At 52.1% G+C, this 15738-nt stretch carries 12 protein-coding genes and 1 pseudogene; 10 read left to right on the top strand and 3 right to left on the bottom strand.

What is annotated here, in order from left to right:
• Positions 1–4: 4 nt before the first annotated feature.
• From glgP to Electrica_RS25970, 4 genes are all read left to right on the top strand, one after another.
• A complete protein-coding gene (gene glgP, locus Electrica_RS25985; protein WP_094543334.1) occupies positions 5–2452 on the top strand; it encodes a glycogen phosphorylase in 2448 nt (815 codons plus the stop codon).
• 113 nt (positions 2453–2565) lie between these two features.
• Positions 2566–4209 (top strand): phosphoglucomutase (alpha-D-glucose-1,6-bisphosphate-dependent), encoded by a 1644-nt coding sequence (gene pgm / locus Electrica_RS25980; RefSeq protein ID WP_004197675.1) that lies wholly within the window; start codon positions 2566–2568, stop codon positions 4207–4209.
• Positions 4210–4333: 124 nt separating this feature from the next.
• A complete protein-coding gene (locus tag Electrica_RS25975; RefSeq protein WP_004197678.1) occupies positions 4334–4900 on the top strand; it encodes a LuxR C-terminal-related transcriptional regulator in 567 nt (188 codons plus the stop codon).
• 334 nt (positions 4901–5234) lie between these two features.
• Positions 5235–5513 (top strand): hypothetical protein, encoded by a 279-nt coding sequence (locus tag Electrica_RS25970; protein WP_004197671.1) that lies wholly within the window; start codon positions 5235–5237, stop codon positions 5511–5513.
• 239 nt (positions 5514–5752) lie between these two features.
• On the opposite strand, the pseudogene Electrica_RS25960 reads toward Electrica_RS25970, so the two are convergent.
• Positions 5753–6814 (bottom strand): annotated as a pseudogene (locus Electrica_RS25960) (ISNCY family transposase); the annotation flags it as partial.
• A 397-nt stretch (positions 6815–7211) separates the two neighbouring features.
• Here Electrica_RS25960 and arsR point away from each other — a divergent pair.
• Genes arsR through arsC form a run of 5 tightly spaced genes read left to right on the top strand, consistent with a single transcriptional unit; the run spans position 7212 to position 11520 of the window.
• On the top strand, positions 7212–7565 hold the full coding sequence (arsR, locus tag Electrica_RS25955) for an As(III)-sensing metalloregulatory transcriptional repressor ArsR (RefSeq protein ID WP_001114073.1): 354 nt from the start codon (positions 7212–7214) through the stop codon (positions 7563–7565).
• Between the two features lie 47 nt (positions 7566–7612).
• Positions 7613–7975: an arsenite efflux transporter metallochaperone ArsD gene (arsD, locus tag Electrica_RS25950; RefSeq protein ID WP_000783215.1), complete on the top strand. Its 363-nt coding sequence runs from the start codon at positions 7613–7615 to the stop codon at positions 7973–7975.
• A gap of 17 nt (positions 7976–7992) precedes the next feature.
• The gene (gene arsA / locus Electrica_RS25945) at positions 7993–9744 is read left to right on the top strand and encodes an arsenite efflux transporter ATPase subunit ArsA (protein WP_001556710.1); all 1752 of its coding nucleotides are present in this window, start codon (positions 7993–7995) and stop codon (positions 9742–9744) included.
• A 48-nt stretch (positions 9745–9792) separates the two neighbouring features.
• Complete coding sequence (arsB, locus tag Electrica_RS25940; RefSeq protein ID WP_000922630.1) at positions 9793–11082, top strand: arsenite efflux transporter membrane subunit ArsB; 1290 nt, start codon at positions 9793–9795, stop codon at positions 11080–11082.
• A 12-nt stretch (positions 11083–11094) separates the two neighbouring features.
• Positions 11095–11520 (top strand): glutaredoxin-dependent arsenate reductase, encoded by a 426-nt coding sequence (gene arsC / locus Electrica_RS25935; protein WP_000065758.1) that lies wholly within the window; start codon positions 11095–11097, stop codon positions 11518–11520.
• 30 nt (positions 11521–11550) lie between these two features.
• Here the strand turns inward: arsC and Electrica_RS25930 are convergent, their stop codons facing one another.
• Both Electrica_RS25930 and Electrica_RS25925 read right to left on the bottom strand, forming a co-directional pair.
• A complete protein-coding gene (locus Electrica_RS25930; RefSeq protein ID WP_000110555.1) occupies positions 11551–11925 on the bottom strand; it encodes an ArsA-related P-loop ATPase in 375 nt (124 codons plus the stop codon).
• Between the two features lie 38 nt (positions 11926–11963).
• Entirely contained in the window at positions 11964–12536 is a 573-nt protein-coding gene (locus tag Electrica_RS25925; protein WP_001556711.1) for a recombinase family protein, read from the bottom strand.
• A 163-nt stretch (positions 12537–12699) separates the two neighbouring features.
• Here Electrica_RS25925 and Electrica_RS25920 point away from each other — a divergent pair, with 163 nt between their 5' ends.
• Positions 12700–15708 (top strand): Tn3 family transposase, encoded by a 3009-nt coding sequence (locus tag Electrica_RS25920; protein ID WP_012817690.1) that lies wholly within the window; start codon positions 12700–12702, stop codon positions 15706–15708.
• Positions 15709–15738: the final 30 nt, after the last annotated feature.

Raw genomic sequence — 15738 nt, 5'->3', positions numbered from 1 at the left:
AAAAATGGAACCACGCTTAAGTTATATTTCACCCAGTCTGAATGAAGAAGCGCTACAGCATGCTATCGCTTATAAGCTCATGTTTATTCTTGGTAAAGATCCCTCACTTGCCAATAAACATGAATGGCTCAACGCCACGCTGTTCGCCGTTCGCGATCGGCTGGTAGAACGTTGGCTGCGGGCGCATCGGGCGCGGATCTCGCAGCAGGCCCGGCAGGTTTATTATCTGTCGATGGAGTTTCTCATCGGCCGAACCCTCTCTAATGCCTTACTGTCGCTGGGCATCTATGAGGATGTGAAAACGGCTCTGGCAGGGATGGGGCTGGATCTGGAAGAGCTGATTGATGAGGAGAACGATCCGGGGCTGGGCAACGGCGGTCTCGGTCGTCTGGCGGCCTGTTTTCTCGATTCCCTGGCCACACTGGGGCTGCCAGGCCGCGGCTATGGTATCCGCTACGACTACGGTATGTTCAAGCAAAACATCATCGACGGCCGGCAGATGGAGTCACCGGACTACTGGCTGGAGTACGGTAACCCGTGGGAATTCGAGCGCCATAAAACCCGCTATACCGTGCGCTTTGGCGGACGTGTTCAACATGAGGGCAAAAACTCACGCTGGCTGGAAACCGAAGAAATTATTGCCGTGGCCTACGATCAGATTATCCCGGGTTATGACACCGATGCCACCAACACCCTGCGTTTGTGGAGTGCCCAGGCCAGCAGTGAAATTAATCTCGGTAAATTTAACCAGGGGGACTATTTCGCCGCCGTGGAGGATAAGAACCACTCTGAGAACGTTTCCCGCGTGCTTTACCCGGACGACTCGACCTATTCCGGGCGTGAACTGCGCCTGCGTCAGGAGTATTTCCTTGTTTCGGCGACGGTACAGGACATCCTCACCCGTCATTACCAGCTGTATCAAACCTATGACAACCTGGCGGATAAAATTGCTATCCACCTCAATGACACCCATCCGGTGCTGTCGATCCCGGAGCTGATGCGTCTGCTGATTGACGAACACCGCTTCAGCTGGGATGACGCGTTTGAGGTGACCTGTCGGGTCTTCTCCTACACCAACCATACCCTGATGAGCGAAGCGCTGGAGACCTGGCCTGTCGATATGCTGGGGAAAATCCTGCCGCGCCATTTGCAGATTATCTTCGAGATTAATGACTATTTTCTGAAAACGATGCAGGAGCACTATCCCGATGATATGGCGTTGCTGAGCCGGACCTCGATTATTGATGAGTCCAATGGTCGCCGCGTGCGGATGGCCTGGCTGGCGGTAGTGGTCAGTCACAAGGTTAACGGCGTGTCGGAACTGCACTCCCGGCTGATGGTGGAGTCGCTATTTGCCGATTTCGCCAGAATCTTTCCGCGCCGCTTCACCAACGTGACTAACGGCGTCACGCCGCGCCGCTGGCTGGCTGCCGCTAACCCGTCCCTTGCCGCGGTTCTGGACCGCCATATCGGCCAGACCTGGCGAACGGATTTAAGCCAGCTGAGCGAAATGGGGGAATATCAGGATTATCCGCTGGTTAACCAGGCCGTCAGCGCCGCCAAACTGGCGAATAAACAGCGTCTGGCCGATTATATCGCCCGTCAGCTGGGCGTGGTGGTGAACCCGAACGCGCTGTTTGATGTGCAAATTAAACGGATCCACGAATATAAACGCCAGCTGATGAATGTGCTGCATGTGATCACCCGCTACAACCGTATCAAGGCGGACCCGCAGGCCGAATGGGTGCCGCGAGTGGTGATTTTCGCCGGCAAAGCCGCGTCCGCTTACCACACGGCAAAACAGATCATCCATCTGATAAACGACGTCGCCAAAGTCATCAACAGCGATCCGCAGATTGGCGACAGACTAAAGGTGGTGTTCATTCCCAACTACAGCGTCAGTCTGGCGCAGATGATCATTCCGGCCGCGGACCTTTCTGAGCAGATTTCGCTGGCAGGGACTGAAGCCTCCGGGACCAGTAATATGAAGTTCGCCCTCAACGGTGCGCTGACCATTGGCACGCTGGACGGCGCCAACGTTGAGATGTTGGAGCACGTGGGTGAGGACAATATCTTTATCTTCGGTAATACCGCTGCAGAGGTCGAGGCGCTGCGCAGCAACGGCTACCAGCCGCATGATTACTACGACCAGGATCAAGAGCTGCGCCAGGCGCTGACCCAGATGGGGACCGGGGTGTTCAGCCCACAGGAGCCGGGCCGCTATCGCGGTCTGCTGGATTCGCTGATCAACTTTGGCGACCACTATCAGGTGCTGGCCGATTACCGCAGCTATGTTGACTGTCAGGACAAGGTGGATGCGCTCTACCGAACCCCGGAAGAGTGGACCGCCAAAGCGATGCTCAACATAACCCACATGGGCTATTTTTCATCGGACCGTACGGTGCGGGAGTATGCGCAAAAGATCTGGTATATCGACAAAACGCAACTCTGAGCGCGTACTGACAACCAGGAAACGCCGGGGCGGGTGGCAGGAGACCGGCCCCGTCGATGAGCGACCCGGCAGCAACACATAAATAAGCCTGACGGATATGACAGGAGAGAAAAATGACGGACAGTAAACGCGCAGGGGAGCCTGCACAACAGAGTGATTTGATTAACGTCGCTCAGCTGACCGCGCAGTACTACGTACTGAGGCCGGAAGCGGGCAACGCGGAGCATGCGGTGAAGTTTGGTACCTCTGGCCATCGTGGCAGTGCAGGGCGCCATAACTTCAATGAGCAGCATATTCTGGCGATCGCGCAGGCGATTGCGGAAGACCGCGCCAGGAACGGGATTACCGGTCCCTGCTACGTGGGTAAAGATACCCACGCGCTCTCCGAACCGGCCTTTATTTCCGTACTGGAAGTGCTGGCGGCCAACGGCGTTGATGTTATCGTGCAGGAACACAACGGTTTCACCCCGACGCCGGCCATTTCCAATGCCATCCTGGTGCACAACAAAAAAGGTGGTCCGCTGGCAGACGGCATCGTGATCACGCCGTCTCATAACCCGCCGGAAGATGGCGGTATTAAGTACAACCCGCCGAACGGCGGCCCGGCGGATACCAACGTCACCAAAGTGGTAGAGAATCGCGCTAACGAACTGCTGGCCTCGGGTCTGCAGGGCGTCAGGCGCATCTCCCTCGATGCGGCACTGGCATCCGGTCATGTTAAAAAGCAGGATCTGGTACAGCCGTTTATCGAAGGGCTGGCGGATATCGTCGACATGGCGGCAATTCAGAAAGCCGGCCTCAAGCTCGGGATCGATCCGCTGGGCGGGTCCGGTATCGAATACTGGAAACGTATTGCCGGGCACTACAAGCTCGACCTGACTATCGTCAACGATCACGTCGATCAAACCTTCCGCTTTATGCATCTGGATAAAGACGGCGCCATTCGCATGGACTGCTCATCTGAGTGCGCAATGGCGGGCCTGCTGGCGCTGCGCGATAAGTTTGACCTGGCTTTTGCTAACGATCCAGATTATGACCGTCACGGCATCGTCACGCCGGCAGGGCTGATGAACCCGAACCACTATCTGGCGGTGGCGATTAACTACCTGTTCCAGCATCGCCCGCAGTGGGGCCAGGATGTGGCGGTGGGCAAGACGCTGGTCTCTTCCGCGATGATCGACCGTGTGGTGAACGACCTCGGCCGCAGGCTGGTTGAAGTGCCGGTGGGCTTTAAATGGTTTGTTGACGGCCTGTTCGACGGCAGCTTCGGCTTCGGCGGAGAAGAGAGCGCGGGCGCCTCGTTCCTGCGTTTTGACGGAACGCCGTGGTCGACCGACAAAGACGGGATCATCATGTGCCTGCTGGCGGCGGAAATCACCGCCGTCACCGGTAAAAACCCGCAGGAGCACTACGACGAACTGGCCGCCCGCTTCGGCGCGCCGAGCTATAACCGGCTGCAGGCTTCGGCCACTTCCGCACAGAAAGCGGTGCTGTCGAAGCTGTCGCCGGAAATGGTCAGGGCCAGTCAGCTGGCGGGTGACCCGATCACTGCGCGTCTGACCGCCGCGCCGGGCAACGGCGCATCGATTGGTGGCCTGAAAGTGATGACCGACAACGGCTGGTTCGCCGCCCGACCGTCAGGTACGGAAGACGCTTACAAGATCTACTGCGAGAGCTTCCTCGGGGAAGCACATCGCAAGCAGATCGAGAAAGAAGCGGTGGAAATCGTGAATAGCGTGCTAGCGGCGCACCAGTAGAGCAGTTGACGTACTCCGCTGAGCCGGAGTACGTCATAGTTACCCGGCGACACCAATACAGGCACCACTTTGTCAGAACATAAGGAACGGGACGCTTCGCAAAAGGTATTGCTGCGGGGACTATATGAATATCTATGTTATTACCAATAATAATTTCATGCTTGTAGGTCTGAAATGTATGTTCAGCGACAACAGCCTCTCCGTCAACAGGGTTGTGTTTTCACGGGTCAGCGATATTGCCTTCAGCAACAGCGATGTGGTGATTGTGGAGTCAGAGCTGAACACCGGCGATGCCGAACGTCTCAAGTACCTACACATTTCACCGGTCAATCTTATCTTTTTATTAAAACCGGCGTCAGGAATGAGCGGGACAGGGCGTGAAGCGGTATGCATTGACACTGAATTAAGCGGTAATGAATATCTCATGATGAGGCAGGCGTTTAAAAAAATGGGGATCAATCTGAAGAGGGACAAGTTGTCATTTACCAAAAGAGAAACACATGTTATCAATATGATTTTAAATGGTTATTCGATAGATGAAATTTCCCGTAGCCTGCTGATCTCCAAAAAAACGGTTCAGTCTTTTGTCGGTATTGTTTTGCATAAACTGAATACCACCAAAATAAGTGGAATATACCGCAAAAAAAATCTCATCATCGACAGTTTTGCCAGGAGGAGCCTGCATCGTTAGGATGCCCTATAAACTAATGATCTGCTTATGGAAAGTCACTATTTCATATATTAAGTTTCAACTAAATTTGTTATAAATTATTTTATGTTGTTATGTTGAACGGGGTTTGATTATTGGTATGCTTCAGAAAAAATAAACATACATCATGGGTGCTAACATGATGAAAATATATGAAACTATAGTCATCAAATGATTTAAGCATACAATAAATAATATAGGATTATATCCTCTATCTGTGAATGGTGGGCGGCAGAGGAAAAACGGGATATATATTTATGCATTTCATCTTTTTATTATAAAAAACTGTTATGTAAATTCTGTAGCGGGAGGGGGTATGTTTAGTGAAGACGCACACTATGAATTTCTAAAAAGATATTACAGAGCGGAGTTTTTTGAAGGAAGAAATGGTTCCATTTGGGGAATAAATTATTCTTACAATTTGGCAAGGGTGGGTATGAATATGCTTGAAAGATATGGCTATGGGATAATATTAAAGCATGAATCTATCACTGGTGAAACCATTTACTATGATCGTAGTCTGACGATACTATTTGGTGACAGAATTACACAGGCCCTGGGAGGTCAGTATTGCAACAGAGAAATGAGAGAATAATGATTTAATATATTTTTTAATCGCTCGTTAAACATTGGAACTTTTCTCAGAACGTGACTGCAATGTCTTCAACGCATCTAACATGTCGTCGCCGTTCAGTGAGCGCTGCGATTATTTCTCTGTTGGTTTTCTGCGCCGCCGCAAAGAGCCATCACCGGCAGGGATCGCCTGTGAACGGTTGTTATCGCGTTTATCCTGAACATCAATCTAAATTGAAATGTCCGCATGTAGGTTATGTTTCAGCCTTTGCCGAAGATGTCTTTACTCCGGGTCTGAAGTTGCTGCAGGGCTTCCAGCATGTCGTTATGGTCCAGACTTCGTTGTGATTTCTTGCCGGGTTGTTTCTTTCTGCGTGAGGTCTGGCCGTCCAGTGATGGCAGGGCCTGTGAGCGGGTGTTGTCCCGTTTGTCCTGAACCAGCTTTATCATTTCCAGGGCACGTCCCAGACGCTTGTTGTCGATGATGGCGCCCTGGTCCAGTTCTCCCAGTCGGTCGTAAGTGGTAAAGGGCAGGGAAGTGCCGCTGGCCCGGAGCTCAATGTCACCATCCGGGTATTGCCATACCTCGATGTACTTCCCCTGAAAACGCCGGTTTTCTTCATTATCTTCAAGCAGATAAAGCTTTTTATCATACTGTAATGTCAGGTTTTTCGAGACCTTACGCTGCTCGCGCCAGGTGAATGTCGCCTGCAGGTTTTCGCCATTATCCAGCTGGCGATGTACGTCAAAATCGTGACGTGGCGGCTTTGCAAACCGACGGTTGTAATCTTCCATGAACTCATCAGCAAAGGCGTTTGCAGCCTCAGGTGTGCTGATACCGCGGAGCCGCAGTTCCTTGACCAGGCGGTCCTGTAATGTCAGATGAGCCCGTTCAACACGCCCCTTGGCTGAACTGGTGTTGGCACAGATACCAGTGATATTCAGCTCGTTCATGGCACGACCAAACTGAGTCTGGCCATCTCCGCCGGTGGCCTGCTTGTTGTTGATCCTGAAGACGCTGGCTTTGTCGCTGTAGAATGCCAGAGGCTTACCGTAGCGCTCCAGATATCCCCGGGTGGCTTCAAAATAGGTGAACGTGGACTCCGAACTGACGAACAGAAGCTGCATCAACCGACTTGTTGCATCATCAACGTAAACGAGCAGCGTGCAGGCCGGACCACGGTCCTCGAACCAGCGATGTTCACTGCCATCAATCTGGATGAGTTCGCCGGTGCAGGCCCGACGTGGGCGTGGCTGATGCACACGAGGTGGCCGTAACTTACGAGGGATCCATAAACCATCCCGGGTCATAAGCTTACGTAGGGGTTTGACGGTCAATGATGTAAAAAACCACGCCAAGACGATAACTTTCTGTTTTTAATGAATTAACATAAGCCTCTGTGTTAGTGAGGTTTTTCCCGATGATACCCTTGATAAACTAAGTCGGGGTCTGAGGGCCAATGGAACGAAAACGTACGCTAAGGAAATAACCAATTGTTATAATTGATATTATTCATTCTTCTCTATGAACTGAAAGCCCGCACTAAGCAATGTTTTAGCCTCAAATGACTTTTTTACCTACCCAACTAACGTAACGATCGCACATCAGGTCGTTTTTCAACCGCATAGTGACACCTGCACTCACATGCGAGAAAACACATATGATTTTGACTTCTTGTTTTGGTGGAGAGACAATACCCATTCATAGCAGGAGTACATAATGCCAGAAATTGCATCCCTACAACTTTTCAAAATACTATCTGATGAAACCCGCCTGGGTATCGTGCTACTGCTCAGGGAGATGGGGGAGCTGTGCGTATGCGATCTCTGCACAGCGCTGGAACAATCACAACCCAAGACCTCCCGCCATCTGGCGATGCTTCGGGAAAGTGGCCTGTTGCTGGATCGCAAGCAGGGGAAATGGGTTCATTATCGCTTATCCCCGCATATTCCTTCCTGGGCTGCCCTGGTGATTGAGCAGGCCTGGTTAAGTCAACAGGACGACGTACAGGCCATCGCCCGTAAGCTGGCATCGGCCAACTGCTCTGGCAGCGGTAAGGCTGTTTGTATCTAAAAATTTTGCCTGTACATATATGTTTTTACGAATATGAGGTGTTAAAGATGAAAATGTTAACGGTGTTTGATCCGGCGATGTGCTGCAGTACCGGCGTTTGTGGTTCAGATGTCGATCAGGTTTTGGTCAATTTTTCTGCTGATGTGCAATGGCTGAAAGGGCGTGGGGTTCAGATCGAACGTTATAACCTGGCGCAGCAGCCTATGAGCTTCGTTGAGAACGAAAAAGCGAAAGCATTCCTTGAGGCTTCTGGAGCTGAAGGGCTTCCGCTGCTGTTGCTTGATGGTGAAACGGTGATGGCCGGGCGATACCCAAAACGCGCTGAACTGGCTCGCTGGTTTGGTATACCGCTGGAAAAGGTGGGTTTAGCTTCCACCAGTTGCTGTGGTGGTAAAACTTCCTGTTGTTGAGTATGTCAGGAGGACATATGAAATTCTTAGAGAATATCCCGTCTTACCTGTTTTTCACCGGTAAGGGAGGTGTAGGCAAAACTTCGATTTCCTGCGCAACGGCTATACGTCTGGCTGAACTGGGAAAGCGTGTTCTGCTTGTCAGTACCGACCCGGCTTCCAATGTCGGTCAGGTATTCGATCAGACTATCGGTAACACTATCCAGCCCGTGACTGCTGTGTCTGGTCTTTCGGCTCTGGAGATTGACCCGCAGGACGCCGCCCAGCAATACCGCGCCAGAATCGTTGACCCTATTAAAGGTCTTTTGCCTGATGACGTTGTTAACAGCATCAGTGAACAGCTTTCAGGAGCTTGTACGACAGAGATCGCTGCATTCGACGAGTTTACTGGCTTACTGACTGACGCTTCTCTGCTGACCCGCTTTGATCACATCATTTTTGATACTGCCCCAACTGGCCACACTATTCGCCTTCTTCAGCTTCCCGGAGCCTGGAGCAGCTTCATCGAAAGTAACCCGGATGGTGCTTCCTGTCTTGGTCCAATGGCTGGGCTGGAAAAACAACGCGAGCAATATGCTCATGCGGTTGAGGCATTATCCGATCCTGAACGAACTCGCCTTGTGCTGGTCGCGCGATTGCAAAAATCAACACTGCAGGAAGTCGCTCGTACTCATGACGAATTATCAGCTATTGGCCTTAAAAATCAGTATTTAGTCATTAACGGTGTCCTGCCTGCGAGCGAAGCAGAACGTGATGCACTGGCCGCTGCAATATGGCAACGGGAGCAAGAGGCGCTGGCAAATCTTCCTGCCGGGTTATCTGATTTGCCGACAGACAACTTATACCTGCAGCCGCTGAACATGGTTGGTGTATCCGCATTGAAAGGCCTGCTCAACGAACACGCTGAGATAACATCGCTTCCTGAACAAAGCCCACAGAACAAGCCAGAGAATATGTCGTTGTCTGTCCTGGTTGATGATATCGCCCGCAGTGAACACGGTTTGATTATGCTGATGGGCAAAGGTGGTGTGGGCAAAACCACAATGGCTGCGGCTATCGCCGTCAGTCTGGCGGATAAGGGTTTTGATGTGCATCTCACCACCTCAGATCCTGCTGCACATCTCAGTACAACGCTCAATGGCAGCCTCAAAAATCTGCAGGTCAGCCGAATCAACCCTCACGATGAAACTGAACGCTATCGTCAGCATGTTCTTGAGACGAAAGGCAGGGATCTGGATGAGGCTGGGAAACGGCTGCTCGAAGAGGATTTACGTTCTCCTTGCACAGAAGAGATTGCGGTGTTCCAGGCGTTTTCACGCGTAATTCGTGAAGCTGGCAAACGGTTTGTGGTCATGGATACGGCACCTACCGGGCATACGCTATTACTGCTTGATGCTACCGGGGCTTATCACCGTGAGATTGCCAGGAAGATGGGGGATAAAGGTCATTTTACCACTCCGATGATGCAGCTTCAGGACCAGGAACGTACCAAAGTTTTGCTGGTCACTCTGCCTGAAACCACACCTGTACTGGAAGCGGCAAACCTGCAGTCCGATCTTGAACGTGCGGGGATTCATCCCTGGGGCTGGATTATCAATAACAGCCTTTCGATTGCACAGACGCAATCGCCGCTGCTTTGCCAGCGCGCCCTACAAGAGCGTCCTCAAATCGAGGTTGTGAAAAACCAGCATGCAAGCCGCATAGCGTTAGTACCGGTAATGGCTGCAGAGCCCACTGGCATCGAGAAACTCAGAGAGCTGGTTGTTTAATTTTTTTTGTATATACAGGGCGGCAAAGCCGTCCTGTCTGGAGGATTTATGTTACTGGCAGGCGCTATTTTTGTCCTGACCATCGTTTTGGTTATCTGGCAACCGAAGGGATTAGGGATCGGCTGGAGTGCGACGCTGGGCGCGGTACTGGCGCTGATCTCTGGCGTAGTCCATTTTGGTGATATCCCTGTAGTGTGGAATATTGTCTGGAATGCGACGGCGACCTTTATTGCCGTGATTATTATCAGCCTTCTGCTCGATGAATCGGGCTTTTTCGAATGGGCGGCGCTGCACGTTTCACGTTGGGGTAACGGTCGCGGGCGTTTGCTGTTTACCTATATCGTTTTGCTCGGCGCAGCGGTGGCGGCACTGTTTGCCAACGATGGTGCGGCATTGATTCTGACGCCAATTGTTATCGCCATGCTGCTTGCATTAGGTTTCAGCAAAGGCACTACGCTGGCATTTGTCATGGCCGCCGGGTTTATTGCCGATACGGCCAGTCTGCCGCTTATCGTGTCCAACCTGGTTAACATCGTTTCTGCAGACTTCTTTGGGCTGGGTTTCACTGAGTATGCGTCGGTAATGGTGCCGGTGGATATCGCAGCCATTATCGCCACGCTGGTGATGCTGCATCTGTTCTTCCGCAAAGATATTCCGCCAACTTACGACCTGGCTCTCCTGAAAGCACCGGCAAAAGCGATTAAAGATCTGGCAACCTTCAGAACCGGCTGGATAGTGTTGATCCTTCTTCTGGTTGGCTTTTTCGTCCTTGAGCCGTTGGGTATCCCGGTCAGTGCGATTGCTGCTGTAGGGGCTGTCATTCTGTTTGCGGTGGCGAAGCGAGGCCATGCCATTAACACTGGCAAAGTGCTTCGCGGTGCGCCATGGCAGATCGTCATATTCTCTCTGGGAATGTATCTGGTGGTCTATGGTCTGCGTAATGCCGGACTAACAGAATACCTCTCCGGTGTGTTGAACGTGCTGGCAGATAAAGGACTTTGGGCCGCGACGTTTGGTACTGGCTTCCTGACGGCTTTCCTCTCTTCCATCATGAACAATATGCCTACCGTGCTGGTTGGTGCTCTCTCTATTGATGGCAGCACTGCAACAGGCGTTATCAAAGAGGCGATGATTTTTGCCAACGTGATTGGCTGCGATCTTGGACCGAAAATTACACCTATTGGTAGCCTGGCAACGTTGCTCTGGCTGCATGTCCTTTCACAGAAGAACATGACCATCACATGGGGATACTATTTCCGCACCGGGATCGTCATGACTCTGCCTGTGCTGTTTGTAACGCTGGCCGCGCTGGCGCTACGTCTCTCTTTCACTTTGTAATGAGATACTGATATGAGCAACATCACCATTTATCACAACCCAGCCTGCGGCACGTCGCGTAATACGCTGGAGATGATCCGCAACAGCGGTATCGAGCCGACCGTTATTCTTTACCTTGAGACTCCACCTTCACGCGATGAGCTGCTCAAACTCATTGCGGATATGGGCATTTCCGTCCGGGCTTTGCTGCGTAAGAACGTCGAGCCGTATGAGGAACTGGGTCTTGCAGAAGATAAATTTACTGACGACCAGCTCATCGACTTTATGCTACAGCATCCGATTCTGATCAACCGTCCGATCGTAGTGACGCCACTGGGAACTAAACTTTGCCGTCCTTCAGAGGTTGTTCTCGATATCCTTCCAGATGCCCAGAAAGCGGCTTTCACCAAGGAAGACGGTGAAAAAGTCGTTGATGATTCAGGTAAAAGACTGAAATAAAGACGAAGGGGGCATTTGCCCCCTTCATTATTACTTCGCCATTTCTTCCAGCAGGTCAATACCAACCGGCTCTTCGCTCTGTAGCGCTGTTAATGCAATACGCTTTGCATACTGCTCTTCCACATCAGAGATGAGAGGCAGCTCGCGGTTCGCCCTGATCTTCAGGAAAGGCGAAGACGGTTGAGCAGCTGCCAGGCTGTTATTAACGACCCATGCCCACGGCTCGATGCCAGCTCGGCGTAGATCCTGCTGCAGGTTAGCGGCTTCCAGTACAGGTGTCGTTTCGGCAAGCGTCACGATAATCACCTTCGTCTTCTCCGGGTCTGCTGCTTTTTCGCTATCACCTGTCTTCGATGTCAGAAAGCGAGAGAATTCGGCTTCATGCTGTCGCCAGAACACACTCATGCAATTGTTGAATGCCTTTACATCACTCATGTTCGTCCTCAAATTTTGCTCAGATTAACCCGGCTCTCATCTTCCAGAATTTTATAAACAGTGGAACGGGCAATACTGAGCCGGCGGGCAATATCTGTTGCACCAGTTCCCTGCTGATGAAGTGCCAGTACACTATTTCTGTCGATGATGCGCTTTCGGCCAAACCGGATACCTTTCAGCCTGGCCTCCTGCCGTCCTTCGTTCGTACGCTCCAGAATCCTCCTGCGTTCGGCCTGGGCTACAGCTGAAAGAATGGTCACAACCATTTTCCCCATTTCACCGTCGGTGCTGATCCCGTCGTCTATGAATCGGACCGCGACTCCCTGAGCGTCGAATTCTTTTATCAGTTGGATCATATCGGCAGTGTCGCGGCCAAGCCGGTCGAGTTTCTTCACCAGGATGACGTCACCTTCCTCCACCTTCATTCGCAGCAGATCCAGTCCTTTCCTGTCGGTAGAACTGCCGGATGCTTTGTCGGTAAATATGCGACTGGCTTTCACCCCCGCCTCTTTAAGCCCCTTGATCTGAATATCGAGGGACTGCTGGCTTGTTGATACCCGTGCGTAACCAAAAAGTCGCATAAAAATGTATCCTAAATCAAATATCGGACAGTGGGTGTCTGTTATAACAAAAAATCGATTTAATAGACACCTAGACAACACCATTTTAGTGTGTCCGAGAATTTATAATATTTCGGACGGTTGCGAAATTGTTAATTCATGACCATCAGGCAGGGAGGCCGGTATGCCCGTCGATTTTCTGACCACTGAGCAGGAACTGAATTATGGTCGCTATGTTGCAGAACCCAATGACGTGCAGCTGGCGCGCTATTTTCATCTTGATGAGCGGGATCTTGCCTTCATTAACCAGCGGCGGGGAAGGCATAACCGGCTGGGAATTGCGCTTCAGCTCACCACCGCCCGTTTTCTGGGCACCTTTCTGACAGACTTAACCCGGGTTCTGCCAGGTGTTCAGCAATTTGTCGCGGTGCAGCTTAATATTCGCCGTCCAGAAGTCCTTACCCGCTACGCAGAACGGGTTACCACCCTCAGAGAGCATACTGCGCTGATTAAGGAATATTACGGTTACCATGAATTTGGCGATTTCCCCTGGTCTTTCCGCCTGAAGCGCCTGCTGTACACCCGCGCATGGCTCAGTAATGAGCGACCCGGCCTTATGTTTGATTTTGCCACCGCGTGGCTGCTTCAGAATAAGGTCCTGCTGCCCGGAGCAACCACACTTGTACGTCTCGTCAGTGAAATACGCGAACGGGCAAATCAGCGGCTGTGGAAGAAACTGGCCGCGTTGCCGGACAGCTGGCAGACCGCCCGCGTGACGGAGCTTCTGGACATTCCTGAGGGGCAGCGTACTTCACCGCTGGAGCAACTGAAAAAGGGACCGGTCACCGTCAGCGGCCCGGCATTTACCGAAGCGCTGGAGCGGTATATCCGGCTGCGAAACCTGGAATTTTCCCGACTGAATTTTACCGGTCTGCCTGCTATACAACTGCGTAATTTGGCCCGTTACGCAGGCATGGCGTCGGTAAAATATATCGCGCGAATGCCACAGCAGAGAAAACTGGCCGTACTCACAGCATTCGTTAAAGCGCAGGAGACTGCGGCGCTGGATGAGGCCGTTGATGTGCTCGATATGCTGATACTGGATATCACTCGTGCGGCGAAGAAAACGGGGCAGAAAAAACGGCTCAGGACGCTTAAAGATCTTGATCGTGCTGCGCTAATATTGGCGCGGGCATGTTCATTGTTGCTGGATGAACAGGCTGACGATGCTGAACTGAGGGAGACCATATTCAACAGCATACCGAAAAGCAGGCTGGCAGAATCCGTCTGCAAGGTAAATGAGCTGGCCCGGCCTCAGAACAACAATTTCCATGACGAAATGGTGGAGCAGTACGGGCGGGTAAAGCGCTTTCTTCCGGCGGTATTGCGCGACCTGCATTTCCAGGCAGCGCCAGCCGGAGAACATACGTTGTCCGCCATTCATTATCTGACCGAACTGAACTGCTCGAAAAAGCGCATCCTGGACAATGCGCCTGAACATATTATTACCGGCCCCTGGAAACGCCTGGTATACGATGCGGAGGGCCGGATACAGCGTGCCGGTTACTCGCTTTGTCTGCTGGAGCGCCTTCAGGATGCACTACGTCGAAGGGACATCTGGCTCGAAAACAGCGATCGCTGGGGAAATCCCCGCGAGAAGCTGTTGCAGGGGGAAGAATGGCAGGCTCAGCGGGTCCCCGTTTGCCGGGCGCTGGGACATCCCACTGATGGACATAAAGGCGTGCAACAGTTGGCGGTCCAGCTAGATGAAACCTGGAAAACCGTCGCATCCCGCTTTGAAGGAAATGCGGAGGTTCATATTTGCCATGACGGTAAACATCCTTCCCTGACTATCAGCAGCCTGGAGAAACTGGAGGAGCCAACATCGTTGCATCGTCTCAACAGTCGGGTAAGGCTGCTACTCCCGCCAGTAGATTTGACGGAACTGTTGCTTGAAATAGATGCCAGAACGGGATTTACACGTGAGTTTACGCATGTCAGTGAATCCGGGGCCCGGGCACAGGATCTGCACATCAGCCTGTGCGCGGTCCTGATGGCAGAGGCCTGCAATATCGGGCTGGAACCGCTGATAAAGCACAATATACCGGCGCTGACGCGCCACCGGCTTAGCTGGGTAAAACAGAATTACCTCCGGGCAGAAACGCTGGTCAGCGCCAATGCCCGCCTGGTTGATTTTCAGTCCACACTGGAGCTTGCTGGCCGCTGGGGTGGTGGCGAAGTGGCTTCAGCTGATGGCATGCGCTTTGTCACGCCGGTGAAAACCGTCAATTCAGGACCTAACAGAAAATATTTTGGTTCCGGACGTGGCATCACCTGGTACAACTTCGTCTCTGATCAGTACTCTGGATTCCACGGCATCGTTGTCCCCGGCACATTACGAGATTCCATTTTTGTGCTGGAAGGCCTTCTGGAGCAGCAGACAGGGCTGAATCCGGTTGAGATCATGACAGACACAGCCGGTACCAGCGACATTATTTTTGGCCTCTTCTGGCTGCTGGGATACCAGTTTTCCCCCCGGCTTGCCGATGCCGGTGAAGCGGTATTCTGGCGAGTGGATAAATCGGCAAATTACGGTGCACTGGACGAACTGGCACGTGGTTGTGCCGATCTGTCGAAAGCCGAGGATCAGTGGGATGAGATGATGCGAACCGCCGGTTCGCTGAAACTGGGCACCATTCATGCTTCAGAACTCATTCGCTCTTTGCTGAAAAGCTCGCGCCCATCAGGGCTGGCACAGGCGATCATGGAAGTGGGGCGCGTCAACAAGACGCTGTACCTTCTTAATTATATTGATGATGAGGATTATCGTCGGCGGATCCTGACGCAGCTAAACCGGGGGGAAGGCCGCCATGCTGTGGCGAGGGCGATCTGCTACGGGCAGCGCGGTGAGATCAGAAAGCGCTATCGTGAAGGTCAGGAAGATCAGCTGGGGGCACTGGGCCTGGTCACTAACGCAGTGGTACTGTGGAACACACTTTATATGCAGGAAGCCCTGAGCTGGATACGCAGTAATGGAGAAGAAATCGGGGTTGAAGATATCGCCCGGTTGTCCCCACTGATGCACGGGCATATCAATATGCTGGGGCATTATACGTTTACGCTACCGGAGGATATTTTGAAGGGGGAACTGAGAGAACTAAATTTCAATTTAAACAATGAATTAACTTCTTAGCGTACGTTTTCGTTCCATTGGCTCTCAAAC

The sequence above is a fragment of the Klebsiella electrica genome (genome assembly GCF_006711645.1).
GTDB lineage: Bacteria > Pseudomonadota > Gammaproteobacteria > Enterobacterales > Enterobacteriaceae > Klebsiella > Klebsiella electrica.
The sequence above is the reverse complement of the archived record's forward strand: the minus strand, read 5'-3'. Positions and strand labels throughout refer to the sequence as shown.